A 22,900-nucleotide genomic window follows, 5' to 3' on the forward strand; every position below is an offset into this window, starting at 1 on the left:
GATGATCGACTGCTGCAGCCCTCAGGCCACCGGGAAACTACGGTGCAACAAAAGCCGATGACACGTCGCTCTCGCGCGCCATCGGCTGTAATACCTCGGCGGGGATCTCAGACCGACAGGCAGAGGTATTTGATTTCCAGATAATCTTCGATGCCGTACTTGGAGCCTTCACGGCCCAGCCCGGACGACTTGATACCGCCGAACGGTGCCAGTTCGTTGGAGATCAGGCCGGTATTGATACCCACCATGCCATATTCCAGCGCTTCAGCGACACGGAATACGCGGCTCATGTTCTGCGCATAGAAGTACGACGCCAGACCGAACTCGGTATCGTTGGCCATCGCAATCACTTCAGCCTCGTCCTTGAAGCGGAACAACGGTGCCAGCGGACCAAAGGTTTCTTCCCTGGCCACGGCAGCATCTTTCGACACATTGACCAGAATGGTCGGTTCGAAGAACGAGCCTTCCAGGCTGTTGCCACCGGTCAGCACGGTTGCGCCCTTGCTGACGGCGTCGGCGATGTGTTCCTTGACCTTGGCTACGGCCTTGTCGTCGATCAACGGGCCGGTGGTGACGCCGTCTTCCAGGCCGTTACCGATCTTCAGCTTGCCGACCGCAACCTTGAGCTTCTCGGCGAACGCGTCGTATACCGCGTCCTGCACATAGATGCGGTTGGCACAGACGCAGGTCTGGCCATTGTTGCGGTACTTGGAAATCATCGCGCCTTCGACCGCCTTGTCGAGGTCGGCATCGTCGAACACGATGAAGGGCGCGTTGCCACCCAGCTCCAGGGACACCTTCTTGATGTCCTTGGCGCACTCGGCCATCAACTGGCGACCAATGTCGGTCGAGCCGGTGAAGGACAGTTTGCGCACGATCGGGTTACCGGTCAGCTCGCCGCCGATATCGCCAGCGCTGCCGGTCACCACGCTGAACACGCCAGCCGGAATACCCGCACGCTCGGCCAGCTCAGCCAGTGCCAGTGCCGAGAACGGCGTTTGCGAAGCGGGCTTGAGCACCATGGTGCAACCCGCTGCCAGCGCAGGACCGGCCTTACGGGTGATCATCGCTGCCGGGAAGTTCCACGGGGTGATCGCCGCCGTCACACCAATCGGTTGCTTGAGCACGATCAGGCGCTTGTCCGGCTGGTGACCGGGAATTACATCGCCATAGACGCGCTTGGCTTCTTCAGCGAACCACTCGATAAACGATGCGGCGTAGGTGATCTCGCCCTTGGCTTCGGCCAGCGGCTTGCCCTGCTCCAGTGTCATCAGCAAACCCAGGTCGTCCTGGTTCTCGATCATCAGCTCGAACCAGCGGCGCAGCTTGTTCCCACGCTCCTTGGCAGTCAGTGCACGCCAGGCCGGCAGCGCCTTGTCAGCCGCCTCAATCGCCCGACGCGTCTCGGCTGCGCCCATTTTTGGCACAGTGCCGAGGATTTCGTTGTTGGCAGGGTTGTTGACCTTGATCGACTGACCACCGTCCGCGTCCAGCCACTGGCCGTTGATGTAGGCTTGCTGGCGGAACAGTGTGGAATCTTTGAGCTGCATGTCGGCCTCCTAAACAGCACCGCCCGATAGGCGACGCGAACAATTGAATATCGATGCACCCCATTTGGAAGCCATCGTCAGGAAAACATTCCATCGGGTTCCAGCGCTGCGCGACGCATGAAGGCAGGAAGACCGAACAAGAGCGTTTGAAATCTCAAACGAATCCTAGGCATTGCGGGGGCAAAGGACAATAGCCCGTTCGAAAAAAAGAACGGGCGCAGGGAGGTGTGTGGTTTTCTGATCAGTGTCAGTCCCGGAGGGGACTGCACCGCTATCGATAATCCGGAAGCGTAAAAGACTGCACCGCCGGGGTCAGCGCCCTTGCGGCACGCTGGCTGATAAAGGGCGTTGCCACCAGCCGCTGTACGGCGCGCAGGATCTTCACCCCGGTCTGAGTGCGAGGATGGACCAGGCGCGGAACAAGTTTCGGCACGCTCTGCGACTTTTTCACCACAGGGCGCAGGACATATTCGTACGAGGCAAGCGCCTCTGCAATGGTGTCGGTCTTGGTAAGTTCGCCCGCCAGCACATACGCGCCAATCAACGCCAGCGAAGCACCGACCCCACCCAGCGGCGTGACACACCACGCGGCATCGCCCAGCAAGACCACCGGGCCATTTGACCAGCGATCGATCTTCACCTGACGCAGATCATCGAACCAGAAATCCTCCGCAGCCTCCATCCCGTCCAGCAGACGAGGCACCTCCCAGCCCGCGCCTGCAAACGCCGCGCGAAGAAACGCCTTCTGCTCGGCAACACTGTTGCCGACCGTCAGGTGGCTTCGGCCATGCACATTAAAGAACGCACGCGTCGTACCGCGATTGTCCGGCCGAACACCCGCGCTTCGACCACCTACCGCGTTATACCAACGCGCGGTCTGGCTATCGGTTGGCGCACGAGGCACGGTAAAGAAAGCGCTGGCCAGGTCCATCCTGCGCGGCTGATTTTCGCCGGGGAACACCAGCTCCCGCGTACGCGAGGCGACACCTTCGGCAATGATCAACAGATCAAAACGCTCCTCGCCCCCGCTCTCGAACGTGACCGACACTCCCGCCTTATCGTGATCGACCGAGACGATACGATCACCAAAGCGATAGAACGCGTCGGCAGACGACGCCTCATACAGCAGACGGGCGAGATCACCGCGCAACACCTCAAGCTCAGCCGTCGGGCCATCACCGTCCAGACCGGACAGATCAATACGCGCCGCCGTGCGGTTGTCCTCATCGACCCAGGCCAGCCCGGTCTCGCCGGTGTTAAGGTCCTTCACCGCCTGCTCAAGCCCCATCAGCCGCAGAACCTCCCGAGCCGCGCCCCGCACATCCACATTCTGCCCACCATCGCGAAAGGCAGACGCCTGCTCGACAACCGTGACATCGCAATCGCGCTGCGTCAGCCACCAGGCCGCGGCACAACCCGCGATGCTGGCCCCGGTGATAAGAACGCGGCACGGGCTGCGCTCGATGCTTTTGAACTGATTGATAAGAGGCCCTCGGGAGAACGATCTGGCTGGGTGGTAGTGAGTGCATCATGCACCACCAGACAGCCAAGCCGGAAGCGCAGGCCTGTGCGTTTGTGGACGCCAGTGGGTGTGGGCTGATGAAAGGCTGTCGCAGGGCGCGCTGGGTGATTTGTGTCGCATACCGCCCGCAACTGGACGCCCCGTACCCATGTGAGTATCATGGCGCCCGCGTCGCACCAGTAGCTCAGCTGGATAGAGTACTGCCCTCCGAAGGCAGGGGTCGTGGGTTCGAATCCCGCCTGGTGCGCCATACAAGATAAGGGCTTAGGTGAAAACCTGGGCCCTTTTGTTTATTGCTGTGCCAATTCTGTGCCTAAACCGTGCCGCCCTATCCCACGCGGCTTATGCGCGGACTATGCCTTTGACTACTAGTTAAGAGGACTTGAGGAGCTGAGAGGATGTATCCATCCCTGCAATTGACTCAGTCCAACGCGCCTTCCAAATACACCGGGCATCATTAGCTGCTTGAGGTGCTAGGTCGAAGATCTGGCGGTGCAAGACTCACCATTGCCCAAAACAGTTGTGGCAGGCTTGTCAGAAACGCAGGCTGCTCAACTTGGCGATAAACATATCCAGTATCCTCCATGGATCGAGGTCAGATTTTTGCTCCCCACTAACGTTCCAGTCATCGTCATCATGTGAACGCCATACACGCCAGTGCAGGTCCGCTAGGGCCAACTCGAGTGAGCAGTTAGGCGCGGAGACCGAAAGCATAAAAGCCAGAAGGATCTTTTCGCGCAGAGCACCTCTTGGAACGTGATCAGCAGACTACGCCAAGGTTTGAAATAGCTTCTGGAGGTAGTGAATGAAGTGTTGCACCGTCGAGTCGTCCGAAAGCGCTGCGGCTCCAAGCTCGTAAACTTCGACGTGGAGGGAGGCTTTCTCGTCTCGTACTTCGTAAGCGTCTAGTTATCACACATTGACAATGTCAGCCCTGAGCTGAGCTATCTGAATGATGGTCAGAGCGCTAGTCGCATCTTAATGGGCTGCTCAAGCTTGCCGCACGCAAGGGTGCACGGCGGAAGGTCCTCCAGGTGGGTAAAACCAAGCTTTTCGTAAAGTGATCTGGCAGGCTTGTTTGACTCAAAGACACTGAGATCCACCGAGGTGAAGCCGGCACCTCGGCAATGCTCAATCACGGCTGAAAGGAGAGCAGAGCCGTGACCATTGCGGCGATATTCCCGTTTCACTTGCATGCCCAGATCACCGATACTATCGCTACCGCTAGGTCGGCAGAAGCTTTCCGGGTAGGCCTCGGCCGAGCCCACTATTTGACCATCATGCTCTATCACGTATACAGGCCAAGATTTTTTTACAACTTGCATTAATGCTCGCTCTATTGCTTCTAGAGTGGGCGGGGTTGAGCGAGCCGAGTAAAGGCCTTCGGCATTCACCTCACAAAAAAGCGAGTAAAATCCGTTGATGTCATTTCGGGTAATTTGCCTAACTTCCATGTTTACCTCATCAATAGTCTTCAGAACCCCGCTCGCTGACGGTCGCATTCGGACGCCAAGTGTGGGGTAACAGCTTAGCAATTTCGCTTGCCTTCTGCGTCGGCAACCGCATCAGAACATCCTTGAGATACGCGTACGGATCATGCCTATTCATGCGCGCTGACTGGATCAGGCTCATGATCGCCGCAGCTCGTTTGCCGCTGCGCAGCGACCCGGCGAAGAGCCAGTTCGATCTACCGAGCGCCCACGGCCTGATCTGGTTTTCCACGGCATTGTTGTCGATGGGCACAGCACCATCATCCAGGTAGCGCGTCAGCGCTACCCATCGTTTAAGGCTGTAATCAAGTGCCTTGGCCGTGGCCGAGCCCTCGGGCACAAGCGTGTGTTGAGCGATCATCCACTCATGCAACTTTTCAGCGATGGGCACCGCTATTTCCTGACGTAATCGCCAGCGATCTTCATCGTTCCTGTCTTTGGCCTGCCGCTCGACTTCGTACAACCCGCCGACGGAGTGCAGCGCCTGTTCGGCCAACTGGCTTTTGTTCGCCACATGCAGGTCGAAAAATTTGCGCCGGGCGTGGGCCATGCAGCCGATTTCGGTGATGCCCTGTTCAAAGCCAGCTTTGTAGCCTGCTAAGTCATCGCACACCAGCTTGCCGTTCCAGGTACCCAGGAAGTTGCGCGCATGTTCGCCCGCACGGCTGGGGCTGAAGTCGTAGACCACCGCTTTCAGTGCTGAAAACGGTGTGGTGCAGTAGGCCCAGACATACGCGCGGTGTGTCTTCTTTTCACCTGGTGCCAGCATTTGTACCGGTGTTTCATCGGCATGGACGACTTGCTGAGCCAACACGGCTTCCCATGCCTATAAAAAGGCGACCGTGGAGCGGCTTGATATCCCGAACGTGCTTGATCGAGGGTCCAGCGTGGCGTCCCCCGGCAAGGTTTGATGCGGTGACATCACGTACGTTTGGGCCGAAGGTTGGTGGCACTATCTAGCGGCGGTAATCGATCTTTATGCGCGCCGGGTTGTGGGCTGGGCGTTCTCGGCCAAGCCCGACGCCGACCTGGTGATCAAAGCGCTGGATATGGCCTATAAGCGGCGTGGCCGGCCTCAGAATGTGCTGTTTCACAGTGATCAAGGCAGTCAATACGGCAGCCGGAGTTTCCGCCAGAGACTATGGCGATACCGCTTCACACAGAACATGAGTCGACGCGGCAACTGCCACGATAACGCGCCAATGGAGCGGCTATTTTGTAGCCTGAAAACTGAATGGATACCGACGGTGGGCTACATGAGCGCTTCGCTAGCGCAACAGGATATTGGCCGGTTCCTGATGGAGCGCTACAATTGGCGGCGACCGCATCAGTTCAACGAAAGGTTAGCGCCTGCGGTTGCTGAGGAAAAACTCAATTCAGTGTCCGGGATCAGTTGACCACTACATGGTGAAGCTAAATTACCAAGTCTTCGATTTTCTCAAGGTCAGCCTAACCCTAGCCGGTTAAGAATTTACGGTTGTGCCGGCAACCTTAAATCTAAGAATTCATACACCTCATGGATGGCTCCGAGTTAGCCAGCATTCGGGCGAGCAGCCCAAATTGAGCCTTGGTCGGTGGAGGTGTTCGATGGTTTCTTGAAGTCGTTGTAAAACGCCACCGCAATGTTCGCCCGATACCCGCTTGAGAAGAAAATCCAGAGCCTGGTGGGGTTCATGTCCTCGGGACTCAGACTGGAGACCCTAAATTTTGAATCAGACGCGTTGCTCAACCTCTACAAAGTCAGTGAAGTCGTGGTCAAGGCTCCTAGCTTCATCAAGCATTCCGTGAAGCTATTGGAGCGACCGCTAACTTATGGCAAATCCATGGTGAACATAGGCCAGCGAGCTTAAACTGCCTACGTTTGGGAATATTTGAAAAAGGTAGAACCTTGGACTGGTGATGACTTCCGGGAACTGCTCGTGGCGATTGCTGATGCACATAACTACATTGCCCATGTCGGCACAGCAGAGATAAAACCTAACATGGGCCTGACATGACGGAAATCACCGGGCCGCGATGCTGTTTGAGTCCTCCGCTCTGCATCACTGCCTGCGCAAACTTCTGCGGATGAACTGCCAGAACAATAATGTCATCATCCTCAATCGTCTCGAGGCGGGTACTGACTCGGAAATTATCACTGGAATACCAGGCGCTACGTTCGGCATTAACTTCAGTAACACGATGACTGTCAGTATCCTTCAGTTGTTGGCGAAGGCCGTAAAGAATGGCTCCCCCATGTGCCGTGCGCCCAACATATGTATAGTTCTCATAAACAGTACTTTATCTACGAAACAAGCCTGAGCAAACTCGACACGACACAATTACATCAATGAAACGATTCAGGCACCCCCCTGCATAGCGCATAAATTCCCTGCAACTCAAAGGGCAAAACTTGTTGCTCAAGGGCACCAGACAAAACACTCAACTTCCATTGATTGACGAGCGCATCTCCTTCGGCTCCCGCCGCAAGGCACGACGCCCCTAACTCCTCAAGTTCCCAATAACAGGCACTGAATACATCCGCCATAGCGTCCAACTCGAAATCCAACTTTCCAGTCACCTGATTAATAGAGAGGGCCCCAGCGTCGCGCAACCTCACCCACAGGTAAACCCCGCCCCAAGCATCATTGTCACTGTTCAAGTCACCGTGTTGTACGTTGACGCTATATCCCTTGCGGGCATACCAGAAAATACGATTCAAAAAAATGAACAGCATAAGTTCCGGGAACTCCTTGGCATTTTCAACAAGCTGTAGATCAGCCCAGAGCTCTCCAACAATCGCTAGGTTCTTACCACTGATGCACAACGATTTGTCTTTTGAAGGAATCACTCGCCACACGCCAACTCGATGACACATTTCATGCAACAGGGAGTAAAGGCAAACAACCTCTTCCAATCGTTTGGAAAGCCGTTCTTCAACTAACGCCTTTGCATTTTTCGAACCGATAATTTCCAATGCCGGAATATGTACTTCATTGAAAATTCTGATGGACACCGCTACCAGTTCGAAGCCGAATATATGTTGTTCTTCTTCGCTGCGAAGTCCGGCCCCGAACGGAAAATAGAGAAACACATTATTCAACAATGCAACATTGTAATCGGAGTCGACGATCTGTACTGGAAAGTGCTGTGGCCATTGCACCCTTTCGCCCAAGCGACAACGGTGGGAGAGGCGAGAAAGCAGCATGTCTGCAGAAACGCGGGAGGCCACCCAGGCCTGCATGCGAACCTCCAGATCCAGCCTCCTGACAAACGTAGCTCGCAAATAGACCTCTCGGTCTTTGGTAAAACTATATTTACCCTCCAATAAGACAGGCTCTACGGCACAGACCTTCCTCCCCAATTCGGCGAGGTCCTCCAATGAGCGTACTTGACTCACTCTGCACCCCCCTGCGGCTCGGTAATAGAGGTAAAGATGTTACCCGCGGCACCCAGTACCGTGATGGCGTGATCGAGCGATTCATCTTTTACAAAAAAGTAGTCACCCGCGAAAGAGGAAATCGTCAGCATACTGATACCTGCGCCGGCTAAAGTATTACTGACAAAGGCTATCAAACCCACGACATCCGCTGGATGGTCGCTGATCACTTCAAGGCAACGCCAGGCAAGGCTGGCCTGCTCGACTACACAACCCGCGAGCTGAATATTGCTCGTGCAGATCAGAGTGGTTTCATTCAGTGCAATCGATAACGATAAAAAATCCGCGCCCATTGATAAGCAAGCAGCCTCTGGAACACCTTTCAACTTATATATCGAATACGCAGATGCGTGCACCCTGAACATCAACTCAAAATTGACCATACCCATTTACCATTCCGTTAAAATATTACGACTAAATAACCGCCCACAACCCTTCAATTCAAAACTTAATTGGACTGACGTCAACGCACGACTCACTCATACTGAAGGCACGCAAATAATATTGTCAAGCCATATCAAAAATGAATACATTACAGAAAATCCGATATTTTTCTTCTCTACAGTTTTGATATAGCTTGAACACAAAGTAGGCGGTGCGTTTTTTACCTACCTTAGCCCGCAAACTTTTCACTTTGCCTGCATCACTTTGAAGATGCCTATTTACAGCATCGCTGTATAAGTCTTCATAACGACTGGGCGCTGCAAAATTTACAGCATCACATGGATTTGAATAGATAGAGGCCCAGGGTATGTTTAACGAATGCTTACATGACTTTCTGACTGCGCGAGCAACGCTGGCTCCCGACGCTACAGCGGCGATGTTCAATGACTTACCAATAAGCAATGCGCAACTGGAACAACGGGCTGATCAGGTTGCACGCAGCTTGATTGCCGAGGGCATCCCCATCGGCAGCAGAGTTGCGATCCAGGTTCCGCGATCATTGGATATGCTGGCGGGGGTCATTGGCATCCTCAAGGCCGGCTGCACATGCGTCCCCATCGACCCGGAAGATACGGACGAGCGCCGAACTGCGATCTTGAACCATTCCGACGCTCAGGCGTTGGTGACAGTGCCAGACCAGGCAAGCGAGCACTTTGTCGGTTCATGGACTGGAGTCAGGCTGAACCTGATTAGACTCATTGACACACTGCACGCCCACGACCTGCAGAACCTGCCTGCCGTCGACGCCGATAGCCTAGCCTTCTTGTTTTACACCTCGGGTTCCACCGGGCAACCCAAAGGGGTCATGCTATCCCATCGCGCCTTGGTCAGCGGACAGCGCTGGTTGCAAACGCGATTCCCTCTAAGCAAGAAAGACCGACAGTTACTGCGCACCACTTTGAGCGTCACCAACCTTGTCCGGGAAATTTTCTGGCCTCTGCTGTCAGGCTGCGTGATCGTCGTACTGCCGCCCGGCGAGCATAGAGACCCTTCGAAACTTGTCGATGCTATCAATCAGAGCGGGATCTCGGTGTTCCTAGCGGTGCCAGCCCTGTTGGCCGGGATGATTGAAGAACCTGAGTTCAAACAGAACCGGACGCTACGCTATGTGTTCAGTAGCAGCGATGTAATGCCTGGCGACCTTCCCTCAAGATTTTTCGCCTGTGATATGCCCGCCCGGTTGTTCAACCTGTACGGCCTGACAGAAGCGCTTTATAGCTGCCATTGGGAGTGCCACCCCGAACAAGAATATGCCGGCTTCGTGCCGGTGGGTTTTCCTGCGGAATTGACACCTATCATTGTCGATGAATCGCTGTGCAAAGTCACCGATGCACAACCTGGCGAACTGCTCATCACTGGCACCGGTATTGCCGACGGCTACTTCAAGCAGCCCGAGCTTACCCGCGAGCGCTTTATCGATACCCCTTACGGAATGGCGTTCCGAACAGGGGACATCGCGAAACAAGATGCTGATGGCCGCATCGACCTTTTGGGACGGATAGACGACCAGTTGAAAGTGGCTGGATATCGCGTAGAGCCCGGAGAGATCGAGGCGCATCTGAATCGTTGCTCAGGGGTAAAGAAAGCGGTGGTAGTGGGCATTCGGGCGCCGAGCGGCAACACCCGTCTTTCGGCATATCTAACATTCGAGCCCGGCGTAGAACTGAGCGCGGCGGCTATTCGTACCAGCTTGGCCGATCGCCTCCCCGACTACATGGTACCGGCCAGGTTCCTGGTGGTAGATGCCATTCCCTATACCGATAACGGTAAAGTCGATCGCAAGACACTACGTGAGTCACACTCTTGGGAACTTGAGTTGTCGGAAGACAAGACTCGCCCCACTACTGAGACCCAGGCCCGGATTTGTAAACTCTGGGAAGAGGTGCTGGGCATTGAAGGTATCGGCATTCTTGACAACTTTTTCTCACTGGGTGGCGATTCCATACAGGGATTTCTGATCAGTGCCAAGGCGCGCCAGCTAGGCATGAGGCTATCGGCAACACAAGTGTTTGAAACGCCGACAGTGGCGGAAATGGCCATGCATGTAGAGTCCCAAGGCCTTCGTGAACCGGGAGCCGACATCGTTGATCCGGGTACGAGCAACGCCGCGTTCATCCCCAACAACGATGTGCGTAACGTCATGACGGCTCATGGAGCCCAAGCCTGCTCAGCGTTGACGGACATGCAAAAAGGGATGTTGTTCCACTCCCTGCTCGACCCTGATTCGGGTGTTTACTTCGAGCAATTCATCTATCACTTGGAAGGCACTGTCGTTGAGCCATCATTGCGCAAGGCATGGGAACAGGTGGTGCAGCGTCACGAAATCCTGCGCACCGCAGTGGTCACCGACGGCTTGATGGAACCATTGCAATTCATCCACGAACACGCAAAGTTGGACTGGAGCTCGCTGAACCTCTCCCATACAGCTCCAGCCCAGATGCAACAATCTATCGAGGCGTATTTGAGCGAAGACCGGCGACGCGGCTTCGTCTACGAACAGGCGCCGCTTTTCCGGCTGACATTGATAACGCTTGGAAACAACCAGTACAAACTGGTCATGAGCTATCACCACCTGGTCCTGGATGCCTGGTCTCTGTTCATTCTGCTGAGTGACTCATTAGAGTTCTACCGTGCAGCGCTTGATGGGACGCCCCCAACATTAGCCGCGGCCAGACCGTTCAGGGATTACGTGACCGCGCTGACTCAAGAAGATGTATCGGCCGCGAAGGCCTATTGGAAAAATCGCCTCAAGGGTTTCAACACGCCAACCATTATCAGCCAGTCTGAAAAGCTGAACCTCTCCGCCAGTGCTCAAGAACTGCATGCGGAGGCTCGCTTGGACATGACTGAGCTCGAAACCGAGCGGCTGCTCACCTTCGGCAGAAAGAATCAGTTGACCCTGAACACCCTGGTGCAGGGAGCATGGGCGCTGGTATTGGCCAAGCATAGCCAGCAGCGCGATATCTGCTTTGGCATCACCATTACCCATCGCCCGGTCGATCTGGCCGGCGTTCAAGATATGGTGGGTATTTTCATCAATAGTTTGCCCATGCGGCTCTGCGTATCACCGCAAGCCACGCTGGCCCAGTGGCTTCAGGAAGTACAAGGCGTTCAGGTCGGAGCCCGCGCCTATGAGCATTATCCATTGCCACTGGTACAGGCTGGCGCTGAAGTAGCCAGTGACCAACCCTTGTTCGAAACGCTGCTGATTTTCGAGAACTTCCCCCGAACCTCCGACTGGCGAGCTAAAAAAGGCATCAAGATTCGGCAAGAACGTTATGTCGGCTGGACTAACTATCCTTTTGCAATTGAAGCCATGCCGGAGGAAACGCTCTACTTTCAGGTCAAGTACGACAAAGGTTTTTTCTCGCCAACCAAGGTCAGTGAAGTCTTGGAGGATTTCCATTCGATCTTGAATACGATTGGCATGGGAACAGCCAAAACCCTGGGTGAACTGGTTGGCCAATTGAACAAAACTGTTGTCCCCAACAAGGCAGGGCATGGTGCTTACACCCGCGGCCAAGCCTCTTTACCCATGCAACGCACAGGGGCAAGCAGCCAGGCACAAGAACGATTGGCTGGCATATGGCAGCAAACGCTACGTCTCGATGAAATCGATGTCCGCACCCCGTTTCTGGCATTGGGGGGCAATTCGCTCCTTGCACTGCAGGTGTATGCACTGTCGCGACTGGACGGGTTTGACTTCGAACTCAAGGACCTGTTGAGCGACAACGGGACCATTGAGAATCTCGCTTCGTATCTATAAAGGGTAGAAATCACCCGGTCGACATCATCGATGGCCGACCGAGTGCTCGACGCTGCCATGAATTCGCAATAACAGGGAGGTCAGAGAAACATGTCGCTTAACCCAAATCGTCACGTTGATTTGCCTGACGACGCTCAAGCAAAACCGGTAGAGGACTTGTTATGGTCCTTGGCTGAGCATGGAATCTCGGTACACAAGCGACGTGGATCACTGGAACTCGATATCCCTTCCCCTTGCCCAGCTGAAACGTTGATTGCCCAAGTCAATAACGCTTCCAGAGAAGTGCTGACCTGTATCAATCTCAATCCTGGCATTTTGGTAGTCGATCGGCACGAACAACCGGACAACGCTGTTTTCCCGATGACTGATCTGCAAACGGCCTATCTCGTCGGCGAATCGGAACTTGATACGCTCAGTACTCCGGCTTTCGTCACCCAGGGCTATAAAGTCATCGATCTTGATATCGAACGGCTGGTCCGGACCATTAACGCGTTGTTTCTCAAGCATCCGATGCTGAGGGTGAAAGCCTCCCCTGAGCTGGGTGGGCAATATATCGACCCGACGCCTCGCGCATGGCGTCCTCTGTATGAGTCTATCCCTGACCCGATAGAGGCGCTCGCCAGGTATGAGACCCTACTCGGCTCATCCGCGGCATTGCTCCCTGATCTGTCGCAAGGTCCACAATTGGGCTGCGCTGTGATCGACAACGATAGCTGCCACTACGTGATCCTCAGTACGCGTCTCTTTGTACTGGACGCGCGGTCCATCACGCTGATCTACCGTGACTTCACAGCCTTATACAAAGCCGACGCTTACCCCGAGGCTGGCGCTGAAAGCCTGTACCCCTCGTTTATCAGGGCACTGACGCATTATCGACAAAGCCAGCAGTATAGAAACGCTATCGCTTATTGGACACGACGACTGGGCGAACTGCCCAGTGGTCCGCAGTTACCCTCTGGCCGAAAGACCATCCCGACCGAGACGCGTCAATCCTCATTCACGCGGATCACACACAGGCTTCCGGCCCTGTCATGGCAAAGCTTTCAGCAACATGCAAACCACTACAACTTGACAGCCAATGCCGCTCTTTGTTCGCTCTATGCAGAGGTCCTGAGAAAATGGTCAGAGTGTGATCACTTCTGCCTGACCGTAATGGTCAGTGCTCGTGCGCACATCATCAGTGCGGAGCAGATCAATGAGGAATTGGGCAATTTCGGTTCGACCTTGTTGCTGGAAATGAAGTCTGAAGGCGACACATTCCTGACCTGCGCAAAAACCGTACAGGCGCAATTATCATATGACCTTCAGCACAGCATGGTTTCTGCTACCCAAGTTGCCCATCGCATTCGCGCGTCCAGCAGTGACACGGGCCTGAGCAACATCCCGTATGTCTTCGCCTCGGGGCTTGATGCACATGGGCAGAATGAGGTGCCGCAACGCATTGAGCTCCCTGGCTGGGAGCTTGATCGCAAGTCCATGCACACGCCCCAGGTCGTTCTCGATCACCAAGTGTTCGAAGACTCCGGCCAACTGGTCACTCAATTTGATTACGTAGCGGATGCGTTTCCTGCGCATTTGATCGAGGAACTGGCCTTCACTCACCAGCAGATGCTGATGCATCTCGCTGAACATGCCGAACACTGGCTGGCTTCCTGGAAGATTCCCCTAGATGCAGCGCTCACCCAAGGTCGGCGAAACGCCAACGATACTACCGTAACCTGGGGCGGGCCCGGGCTATTCGAACTGGCCAATCAGCAAATAAACCGCTTGCCCCACCTCTGTGCAATAGACAGCGATGGAACACAGATAGCCTATGGCGAACTTGCAGCCCGCATCAGCCATTTTGCAGGGGCGATCAACAGCGTCGCCCAGACCGATCAAGTCTCCGATGTGGTAGCCGTTCTGGCTGAAAAGTCTCCTGCACAATATATGGCGGCGCTGGCTATCATTCAGGCGGGCAAGGCCTACCTGCCCCTGCACATCGATTGGCCGATCCAACGCATAAAAGAGGTATTGACCAAAAGCCAAGTCAATACCGTGCTGCTTGACGCACGCGGACAGACAAAACTGGCAGACGAATCTGGTGAGCTCCACAGGATTGATATCGACGGCCCAGTGTCAGGACAGGCGACGGATACCTTGCGCCAACCCGACGCTCAAGAACTCGCATATGTCATCTATACCTCAGGCTCCACGGGAACGCCCAAGGGCGTGGCGATCAGACATGGCGCTGTGCAAAACACGATTTTTTCCATCATGCACCGGTTCGGATTATCGAGCAGCGACCGTATCCTTTCGCTGTCCGAATTGAACTTCGATCTGTCGGTATTCGACTTGCTGGGCAGTATTGCCACCGGAGCGACGATCGTTCTCCCACCAGCCAATGCTCAGCGCGACCCGCAAACGTGGGCTCAGTGCCTGACCCAGTCCAGGGTAACGGTATGGAATACAGTCCCGGCCCTTCTGGAGATGTTACTGGATCACCTTGGCGATCGGGCGACCCAGGTCCTGTCTTCCTTGAGGCTCGTTCTGTTAAGCGGTGACTGGGTTCCTCTATCACTGCCCAAGCGCTTGAAAGCCTATTGCCCGCACGTGCGCCTGATAGCACTGGGTGGGGCGACCGAGGCATCCATCTGGTCCAATTACTATGAAGTCAACGAAGTCAGCCGCGACTGGAAAAGCATCCCTTATGGGTACCCTCTGGACAACCAGACGTTTCATGTCCTGAGCCGTGACATGCAGCACCAGCCCAACTGGGTACCCGGTGAGCTTTACATCGGCGGCGCTGGCGTCGCGGCAGGCTATCATCACGATCAGGCATTAACGACGCAAAGTTTCGTCGAGTCAGCTGACGATAATTCCCGGCTTTATCGAACAGGCGATTACGGTTGCTACTGGCCAGATGGAACTCTGGAGTTCCTGGGGCGCCGCGACAATCAAATCAAAGTACGAGGCTACCGAGCCGATCTTTCGGAGGTCGAAAAATACTTGCTGCAGTCAACGGGAGTCACTGCCGCAGCCTGCCTGCTGATTGGTGAGAATGCCGGTAGACGCTTGGCCGCGGCTATCGTTACAGATCCGCGCACCTTCGAAGGTTTTGACGCGTTAAGATCATCACTCACTGCCAGCCTCCCGCTTTACAGCATTCCCGATCAGATTATCTGTATTGATAGCATGCCTCTGACTGCCAATCAGAAGCGTGACACGGCAGCGCTCGGCTCGCTACTTCTTCCCGCCGGCAAAGTGCTCACTGCTCAGGGTAGCCACAGTGAGATAGAACACGAACTGGTGCAACTTTGGAACGAGATCGGCTCGACAACTATTTCTACTGTTGACATGGACTTCTTCGCCGCTGGAGGCACCTCATTATCCGCAATCAAGTTAATTCGCGAAATCAATGACCGGTACAACGTCAATATTTCTCTTTCAAATTTCTTTGACTATTCAACGATTGCCAAGCAAGCCATCCTCATTGGCAACATAAAAATACAGCAGGCTGATTCTGGATCTTTCGTCCTGCTCAGAAAGGGCAATGACAACGCAATGCCTCTTGTCCTCGTCCATCCTGTGGGAGGACACCTTGTCTCCTACAAGCCCTTAATTGACACACTTTCATTCAATTTCGACATTTATGGACTCTACTGCCCTTCAGTCGAACAGATACCCAAAACGCTGGAGGCCCTTGCACATCATTATCTTGATCAACTTTCTTGCGAGATCGACATTACGGCAACTTATCTCGTAGGCTGGTCCATGGGCGGTATGATTGCTACGGCAATAGCCGAGCAAGCTACGCGCCAAGGACGTCCACCCCTTCATTTGTTTCTCATCGACAGCTATACCGCCTCCGGCCAAAAAACACCTAGTTACCCAGAACGGCACTCAGTCATTGGATTCTTCAGTGACTATCTACAGGATTTCACACTCGGCGAAAACCATGCTCCGCCACTGGAGCATTTCGATAGTGCTTACAGCCACTTAGCACTTCAGCACCCAGCCTTGGCAGAAGTAGGTCATCGCGAACTCTTCAAATTGTACCGCACGTACCAGGCATTGTACGAGCGGCTGCTTGCGTATGTTCCGCCTCCGTCAATCGCGAGTGATTTCTTGCTGCTACAAGCCTCGAATGCCGGGTCGCATAGATTTTTTCATTTAACCCCCTATCGTCCGACACCGGCTCTGACAAATCAGCATAACCAAAAAGCCGTGATCGTGAACGGCGATCATTATTCCTTAATGAGTGCCGCCCACGCCAATCAGATTGCGAAACTCATCGAATAAGCACCCTCGTCGTATCAACCAACTTCAAAGGAGATAGATATGTCCCAGCCAAAAATTGATGACATCGTAATACTAGGAACATCCGAAGCCGAAATTTTCAATGTAAAAAAAGGCCCAGACCGCCTTATTTCAGGCGACCCCGATATCACCAACAGCGTCTACTTCCGCAGCCAGGATAAGCGGTTCACCTCTGGTATATGGGAGAGCACACCGGGTAAATTTTTGTGCATCTACGAAGAGGATGAGTTTTATTACATGCTCAGTGGCAAAGTTATAATTACCGACAACCTAGGCAATAGCAAAACTTTCGTTCCGGGTGACAGCATTGTCGTTCCGGCAGGTTTCACGGGGCAGTGGGAAGTGTTGGAACCGACTAAAAAGTTCTTTGCCCATTACATGCCGGCCTGAACGGCAGCTATAAAAATCCGGTGTGCCGAGCCGAGCCGCTAAACGTCGCACACCCACGTTGATTGTCACCCCTGCTGGTATTTTACACGATATTTTCTGAGGCCTATTTATGTATTGCAGTCTCAATAGCAGTGACACTTACGATATTTTAGGCATCGGCTTTGGCCCTTCTAACTTGGCCCTGGCCGTTGCAATGTCCTCAGCTGATTATAAAGGGGTCGCAGGTTTCATTGAGGACAAAGCCAGTTTTTCTTGGCACGGGGACATGATGCTACCCGGGGCTAAAATGCAGGTTATGTTCTTAAAAGACCTCATTACTCAAAAGGACCCTACCAGTCCCTTCACGTTTATCAACTACCTCCATGAACAGGAGAGACTCAACAGCTTTATCAACCTGCGTGCACTTTATCCCTCACGCGGCGATTACCAAGCCTATTTCGCATGGGCCGCAGACAAGTTCACCAACCGAGTACAGTACGCCTGCTCAGCCTCAATGATTCAGCCTATTGAGAATTCAAAAGGCAACGTAGATTGTTTTGAAGTTCATTGCAGCGACCTCAATAGCGGTGAACGCACGATCAAGCGCGCTCGAAATATCGTGATGGCGACAGGTGGCAGTCCCGTACTTCCCTGTGGTATTTCGATGCAAGACATGAATGCCAGGCTCTTCCATAGCTCCCAATATCTTTCTCGCCTGGAGATACTAAAAACCATCGAGAAAAACCCTGCGTTCCGCGCGCTGATCGTGGGTGGAGGACAAAGTGCAGCGGAGATTTTCCAGCACATGTTGCAGGAATTTCCAGACGCCCGAGTGGACCTTGCCATCCGCAACCATTCTCTGATGCCTGCCAACAGCAGCGCATTCAGCAATGAAGTCTTCGATCCGGTAAGCGTCGACGCTTTTTACCTGTCGTCCTCGACGATCAAAGAGCGCACGTTACGTCAGCTGCGTCATACCAACTATGCAGCCGTCGATGAGGACTTGATTCAGGCGCTGTATGGACAGTTGTATGAAGAAAAACTCGCGGGGCGCAGTCGCGCTCGAACACTCAATTATCACTCGCTGACCCATGTCAGAAACGACGATCACGCCGTTCACGTCACCTTGCGGGACGACCTTACGCAAGCAACCACAACCGATTGCTACGACGCCGTAATTCTCGCCACAGGATACAACCATCAAAACGCTCACCGCCTTCTGAGCGGCGTGGACCATTTACTGCTGCGCCACCCGGATGGCTCATTGAAAGTTGCCAGGGATTACGCCGTTGAAACCCTGCCTGCGGTCTCTGCTCGCCTTTTTGTCCAAGGCCCAACCGAGCACAGTCACGGCCTGACCAGTAGCTTGATATCGATCCTGCCTTTCCGAGCCCGCGACATTCTCGACGCTACCAGCAAAGCGCCAACTGCCACCCGCTCCGATGAAACCGCCTCTACCATGGAATGCAGCTGAACATGAACGCGTACTCAATTACTCGTAAAGCGGACGCACACTTCAAAAACGAATACGGCTGCCGTTTTGCTCGCTATCTACCGTGGAACAAACAGGAACCCTCGAACAACGGTGCTGCACTTTCAGTTATTGCGGCCGGGGAGCAATCACATGCCCACGCCCACGATGAATACGAGTTTTTTTATGTGTGCAGTGGCACTGGAATTTTCTGGGTACAGGACCGATCAGAAATGATTCAGGCGGGCGACGCTATTTGGGTACAACCCAACACTCAGCACTATTTCCAAAACGTGTCGAGCACTGCAATACTTGAAGTCTTTAGCGTCTGGAGCACAGAGAAAACAGGAGTAGACGCATGAAAAAAAATAACGGGAGAGCTAAATACCTGGTCACAGCTACGCCACCAACCACTAACGGCGACCTGCATGTTGGTCACTTGTCCGGGCCCTATCTCGCCGCAGATGTTTTCAGTCGCGCCCAAAAGCTCCTGGGGCATGAAGTGATCTATCTCAGCAGTGGTGATGATCATCAGACCTATGTCGTCACCCGAGCCGAAAAACTCGGTGTTGAGCCCCACGCCTTAGCAGCAAGGTGCAACGAAGAGATTCTTTCCACGTTGCGTGCCGGTGATATTGACACTGACTCTTTCTCCGCTCCCGACGAACACTACATCGAGGACGTTCAGCAGTTTTTCTCAGCGTTGGAACAGCGCGGAATCATTTGTGATAAAAACGTGGTTTTCCCTTACAGCAAAAAGCAGCAGCGCTACCTGTTCGAAGCTTACGTCAGTGGTATTTGTCCGGAATGCTACAGCAGCACTGCCGGAGCAATCTGCGAAACCTGCGGTCATCCAAATGATGCTAATTCTCTGATGTTTCCTTCGTTCGGCAATGCAGCGGATGGGGAAGAAATCGAATACCGTACCCTCACCATTAAAGTACTGCCGCTAGAAAAGTATCGCAGCGCGATGATCGCGCTTTATCAGCAGAAGAAGACCATCATGCGGCCTCACCTGCGTACGTTCCTAGATGAAATGATGTCCCGTCCTCTGGAGGACTTCCCGATCACCTATCCCAGCCATTGGGGGATTCGTGCCCCCTTCAGTGGCTGCGAGAACCAGGTATTGAATGTTTGGGCGGAAATGTTACCCGGGTTGATTCATATGACCGCCAAGGTATCGCCCGATGCGCTGTGGCAGCCGGAGAGTAGATATCAACTGGTCCAGTTCATGGGATTTGATAACAGTTACTATTTTTCACTGGTTCACTTGGCCCTGCAATTGGCGCACGGCGACATGGTCACGCCGACAGCAATCATCACCAACGAGTTCTTCCACCTGGAGAACCAGAAGTTCTCCACCAGCAGAGGGCATTTGATCTGGGCAGCCGACTTGTTGAAAGATTACGGCGCCGACAATGTCCGATTCTTCCTGGCACTCGTCAACCCTGAAACTCAGACTGCCAACTTTTCCGAAAAAGAATTCATCGAAGCCATCAAACAGAAACTGCACACCCCTCTGGATCAGATTGCGCAAGCCATAACCCAGCATCCGTTTGACGAGGTGGACGTCAGGGACCAGCACACTCACTTCACGCGATATGCCGAGCGCATGATGCGCCTGTACTCGCTGGAGACTTTTTGCCTGCGACAAGCGGCCGAAACAACGGCCCAACTCTTGAGGTTGCTGTCAGACAAGGCAAACTCGACGTCGCTTGACGGCGCAGGGATGACCATCAACAACCGCATGGCGTTTGTCAGCCTTGGCCTTTGTTACGTCTCGCACTTTGCAAAACCCCTCATGCCTGCATTTTGCGAACGCCTCAAGCAGGCGTTCCACATTCAAGAATCCGCCCCAGGAAAGACGTCGCCTCAATCCATACACCGTTTAGCCATTGCAAAACTTGACCCTACCCTGCTTCTCGCGCCCATCCATAAGCAACCAAAGCGACGCTATGAACTCCAGAGCAATGGGGTGGGCAGGCCAACAGAGGAGCATGAGCAATCAATCTCATCTATTCCTGAATACCAAGGTCCCACCATGTTAAAGACACTCAAGAACACTACAGCATGAACATACAAGCCTTGGTTCGCGTCTCGCCTTTCAAGCGGATGTGGTCGGCCATGTTTCTGAGCATGCTGTGCAGCTTTGCCATCATGATTGCGGTGTCGATCCATCTCTTTAATGGATTCCACTCCACGCTTCTGGCGTCCGGTATCTATGCGGTCCAGTTTGGCGCTCCCGTCCTATTCGTGGGACTGGCAGGCTGGCTGTGCCAACGCATCAGTCCCGTACGACTGCTGATGACAGTCGAAGTGCTCAGTTTCATCGCGTTTCTGACATTGGCCCTCTGGATCGAAGAGGCCTTGGCGGTGATAGTGGTCACCGTATTCTTGCGAGGCTTTGCGGAGATCATTATCAAAAGCACTCGCGCCAAACTGGTAAAGCACTTGTTCAGTGCAGCCATCCTGACCGATGCTAACACGTGGATGATGACCTCTTATTACCTCGGCTCAGCCTTGGGAGGGGCACTGGGTGCTTGGTTGTATGACAGCTACGGCGTTCAAACTGCGATTCTCCTGTGTGCGCCATTAAGTATCTGTGCCGCCGCACTTTACCGCGGCTTGCCATCTATCGAGCCTGAAGAAAATGGGCAGCAGAACGCAACGCGAGTTTTCAGCGCCTGCCTGAACCTGCTGTCCCGTCAGCCTCAGTTAGTCAGGCCTTTCACCGTCCTGACCCTGAGTGTCGTGATCTTCCAGGGCGCTCACCTGATAGCGCGTAGCTGGATACCCATGACTCACCTGCAACTCAGTCAGTCTGGCGTGGGTGTCTTTCATTGCGTGAGTGTCTTGGGCATTTTCCTGGGAGCTCTATTCGTCACTACCGCCCTCTTCAAAAACAACTCCCACTCTCTCTCAAATGATCAAACATTTATGTTGGGGTTTGCGGCGCTGGCGGTACCCTTCCTGGTTTCCTCTAGCGCCATTGTCATACCCACCTACTTTATTTTCATGTTCATCTTCGAGGTTGTTTTCATGCGTGCTTACAATGACCTGCTGACCGAAACACCCGTACAAGAGATCAGCGTCGTCATGGTGACCTTCCATTCGATTGCGCCTTTGGGCATGGCTGTTGTGGCAGTGGCAGGTGGGTACGCAATTGATCATGTCAGCGCGCTCCCCGTAATCGCCAGTCTCATCATCGTTGCTTTGTTTACTTTATGTTCGGCCCGCTGGTTTTCAATCCGTCCGGCCAGCGCTGCTCAGTAACCGCACACTCGTTAAGGATTATCATGACAAAAGATCTACTCGATTCAATCATCCCGGCGATCCACTCGGTTGGCACGCCGCTCTGGTTATACGACGCGCCAATCATCCGTCGGCAGATCAGAAAACTGAAGTCCTTCGACTTCATACGTTATGCGCAGAAGGCTTGCTCCAATATTCACATCCTGTCGCTGATGCGCGAAGAAGGCGTGTTGATCGACTCCGTGTCGCTAGGAGAGGTCGAGCGTGCCTTGAGCGCAGGCTATTGCGTTGACGGCCCCCACTCACCCATCGTTTTCACCGCAGACTTGATTGACGCAAGCACCCTAGCCCGTCTGGTTCAACTGAAGATCCCGGTGAACGCAGGCTCCCCGCAGATGCTTGAACAGTTGGGAGTCCTGAGCCCTGGGCATGAGGTATGGTTGCGGATCAATCCGGGGTTCGGTCATGGCCACACGCGCAAGACGAATACGGGTGGAGAGCACAGTAAACACGGAATATGGCACACCGAAATCCAAAGCAGCATCGAGTTGATTCACCATCATGGGCTGAAACTGGTGGGCCTTCACATGCACATCGGTTCGGGAGCCGACTATGAGCATCTGGCGCGTGTCTGCGATGCTATGGTGAACGAGGTCAAGCTTCTGGGGGTCGATATTGATGCGATATCAGCGGGCGGCGGGCTGTCGATTCCATACACTGACCGTGAGGAGGAGATTGACCCCGAGCATTATTTTCAGCTCTGGCACTCAGCACGTCAGAAGATAGAAGAATACCTGGGACACCAAGTCAGCCTAGAAATCGAGCCTGGCCGCTATCTGGCTGCGCAAGCCGGCATCTTGGTCGCTGAAGTAAGGGCTTATAAACCCATGGGCCAGAACTTCTTCGTTCTCGTGGACGCCGGTTTCAACGATTTGATCCGTCCGGCCATGTATGGCTCAACCCATCGGGTGAGTGTCATGAGCCCAACAGGGCAAATAAAGAGCGAAGGCCTACGGCCGACAGTGATTGCCGGTCCCCTTTGTGAGTCAGGCGATGTGTTTACTCAGAAGGAAGCTGGGGAAGTCTTCTCCTACCTCCTGCCCGAGGTAGAGATTGGTGACCTGCTGATCTTTCATGATTGTGGGGCTTATGGTGCAAGTATGTCGTCAAACTACAATACGCGTCCGTTGCTCCCAGAGGTATTGAAAGATGGAGCCCAACTGAAAGTGATCAGAAACCGTCAAAGTTATGCCGACCTTCTGAAACTGGAGCTTGAAGCCGGACAATTACTGCCCGCACTGTAACTTATGCTGTGGCTC

Annotated in this window: 13 protein-coding genes, 1 tRNA gene and 3 pseudogenes; 10 read left to right on the forward strand and 7 right to left on the reverse strand. The window is 53.9% G+C overall.

Features of this window, described 5'->3' with window-relative positions; genetic code table 11:
* Positions 1 to 107 precede the first annotated feature (107 nt).
* Complete coding sequence (gabD, locus tag MME58_RS00085; protein ID WP_054986897.1) at positions 108 to 1,550, reverse strand: NADP-dependent succinate-semialdehyde dehydrogenase; 1,443 nt, start codon at positions 1,548 to 1,550, stop codon at positions 108 to 110.
* 271 nt (positions 1,551 to 1,821) lie between these two features.
* Positions 1,822 to 3,089: pseudogene (locus tag MME58_RS00090) on the reverse strand (FAD-dependent monooxygenase).
* Positions 3,090 to 3,245: 156 nt separating this feature from the next.
* Between MME58_RS00090 and MME58_RS00095 the strand changes: the two are divergent.
* Positions 3,246 to 3,322, forward strand: a tRNA-Arg gene (locus MME58_RS00095).
* A gap of 709 nt (positions 3,323 to 4,031) precedes the next feature.
* Here the strand turns inward: MME58_RS00095 and MME58_RS00100 are convergent.
* Positions 4,032 to 4,526, reverse strand: coding sequence for a GNAT family N-acetyltransferase (locus tag MME58_RS00100; RefSeq protein WP_055005204.1), 495 nt, complete (start codon positions 4,524 to 4,526; stop codon positions 4,032 to 4,034).
* Between the two features lie 10 nt (positions 4,527 to 4,536).
* Positions 4,537 to 5,382 (reverse strand): annotated as a pseudogene (tnpC, locus tag MME58_RS00105) (IS66 family transposase); the annotation flags it as partial.
* On the opposite strand from tnpC, the pseudogene MME58_RS00110 reads away from it, so the two are divergent.
* Positions 5,381 to 5,959, forward strand: a pseudogene (locus MME58_RS00110) (IS3 family transposase); the annotation flags it as partial. The pseudogenes tnpC and MME58_RS00110 overlap by 2 nt on opposite strands.
* A 580-nt stretch (positions 5,960 to 6,539) precedes the next feature.
* Here the strand turns inward: MME58_RS00110 and MME58_RS27635 are convergent.
* The 3 genes from MME58_RS27635 to MME58_RS00120 all read right to left on the reverse strand — a co-directional run bounded on the left by MME58_RS27635 (position 6,540) and on the right by MME58_RS00120 (position 8,369).
* Positions 6,540 to 6,788: an NAD(P)-binding domain-containing protein gene (locus MME58_RS27635; protein WP_221034556.1), complete on the reverse strand. Its 249-nt coding sequence runs from the start codon at positions 6,786 to 6,788 to the stop codon at positions 6,540 to 6,542.
* A 100-nt stretch (positions 6,789 to 6,888) separates the two neighbouring features.
* Entirely contained in the window at positions 6,889 to 7,785 is an 897-nt protein-coding gene (locus tag MME58_RS00115) for a hypothetical protein (protein ID WP_147470822.1), read from the reverse strand.
* Positions 7,786 to 7,937: 152 nt separating this feature from the next.
* The gene (locus MME58_RS00120) at positions 7,938 to 8,369 is read right to left on the reverse strand and encodes an ACT domain-containing protein (RefSeq protein WP_055005203.1); all 432 of its coding nucleotides are present in this window, start codon (positions 8,367 to 8,369) and stop codon (positions 7,938 to 7,940) included.
* A gap of 362 nt (positions 8,370 to 8,731) precedes the next feature.
* On the opposite strand from MME58_RS00120, the gene MME58_RS00125 reads away from it, so the two are divergent.
* The 8 genes from MME58_RS00125 to lysA all read left to right on the forward strand — a co-directional run bounded on the left by MME58_RS00125 (position 8,732) and on the right by lysA (position 22,885).
* Complete coding sequence (locus tag MME58_RS00125; protein WP_054986905.1) at positions 8,732 to 12,190, forward strand: non-ribosomal peptide synthetase; 3,459 nt, start codon at positions 8,732 to 8,734, stop codon at positions 12,188 to 12,190.
* A 90-nt stretch (positions 12,191 to 12,280) separates the two neighbouring features.
* On the forward strand, positions 12,281 to 16,471 hold the full coding sequence (locus MME58_RS00130) for a non-ribosomal peptide synthetase (RefSeq protein ID WP_082427151.1): 4,191 nt from the start codon (positions 12,281 to 12,283) through the stop codon (positions 16,469 to 16,471).
* 39 nt (positions 16,472 to 16,510) lie between these two features.
* Positions 16,511 to 16,879: a cupin domain-containing protein gene (locus MME58_RS00135; RefSeq protein ID WP_055005201.1), complete on the forward strand. Its 369-nt coding sequence runs from the start codon at positions 16,511 to 16,513 to the stop codon at positions 16,877 to 16,879.
* A 109-nt stretch (positions 16,880 to 16,988) separates the two neighbouring features.
* A complete protein-coding gene (locus MME58_RS00140; protein ID WP_055005200.1) occupies positions 16,989 to 18,332 on the forward strand; it encodes a lysine N(6)-hydroxylase/L-ornithine N(5)-oxygenase family protein in 1,344 nt (447 codons plus the stop codon).
* A 2-nt stretch (positions 18,333 to 18,334) separates the two neighbouring features.
* The gene (locus tag MME58_RS00145) at positions 18,335 to 18,691 is read left to right on the forward strand and encodes a cupin domain-containing protein (RefSeq protein WP_054986910.1); all 357 of its coding nucleotides are present in this window, start codon (positions 18,335 to 18,337) and stop codon (positions 18,689 to 18,691) included.
* Positions 18,688 to 20,403: a class I tRNA ligase family protein gene (locus MME58_RS00150; RefSeq protein WP_054986911.1), complete on the forward strand. Its 1,716-nt coding sequence runs from the start codon at positions 18,688 to 18,690 to the stop codon at positions 20,401 to 20,403. The genes MME58_RS00145 and MME58_RS00150 overlap by 4 nt, the downstream gene beginning before the upstream one ends.
* Positions 20,400 to 21,602, forward strand: a complete 1,203-nt coding sequence (locus tag MME58_RS00155; protein ID WP_054986912.1) for an MFS transporter — start codon at positions 20,400 to 20,402, stop codon at positions 21,600 to 21,602. Before MME58_RS00150 ends, MME58_RS00155 begins: the two co-directional genes overlap by 4 nt.
* 23 nt (positions 21,603 to 21,625) lie before the next feature.
* Positions 21,626 to 22,885 carry a diaminopimelate decarboxylase gene (lysA, locus tag MME58_RS00160; protein ID WP_054986913.1) on the forward strand — a complete coding sequence of 420 codons (1,260 nt, stop codon included), beginning with the start codon at positions 21,626 to 21,628 and terminating at the stop codon, positions 22,883 to 22,885.
* Positions 22,886 to 22,900 lie beyond the last annotated feature (15 nt).

This window comes from Pseudomonas syringae pv. tagetis, assembly GCF_022557255.1.
Classification (GTDB): Bacteria; Pseudomonadota; Gammaproteobacteria; order Pseudomonadales; family Pseudomonadaceae; genus Aquipseudomonas; species Aquipseudomonas caricapapayae.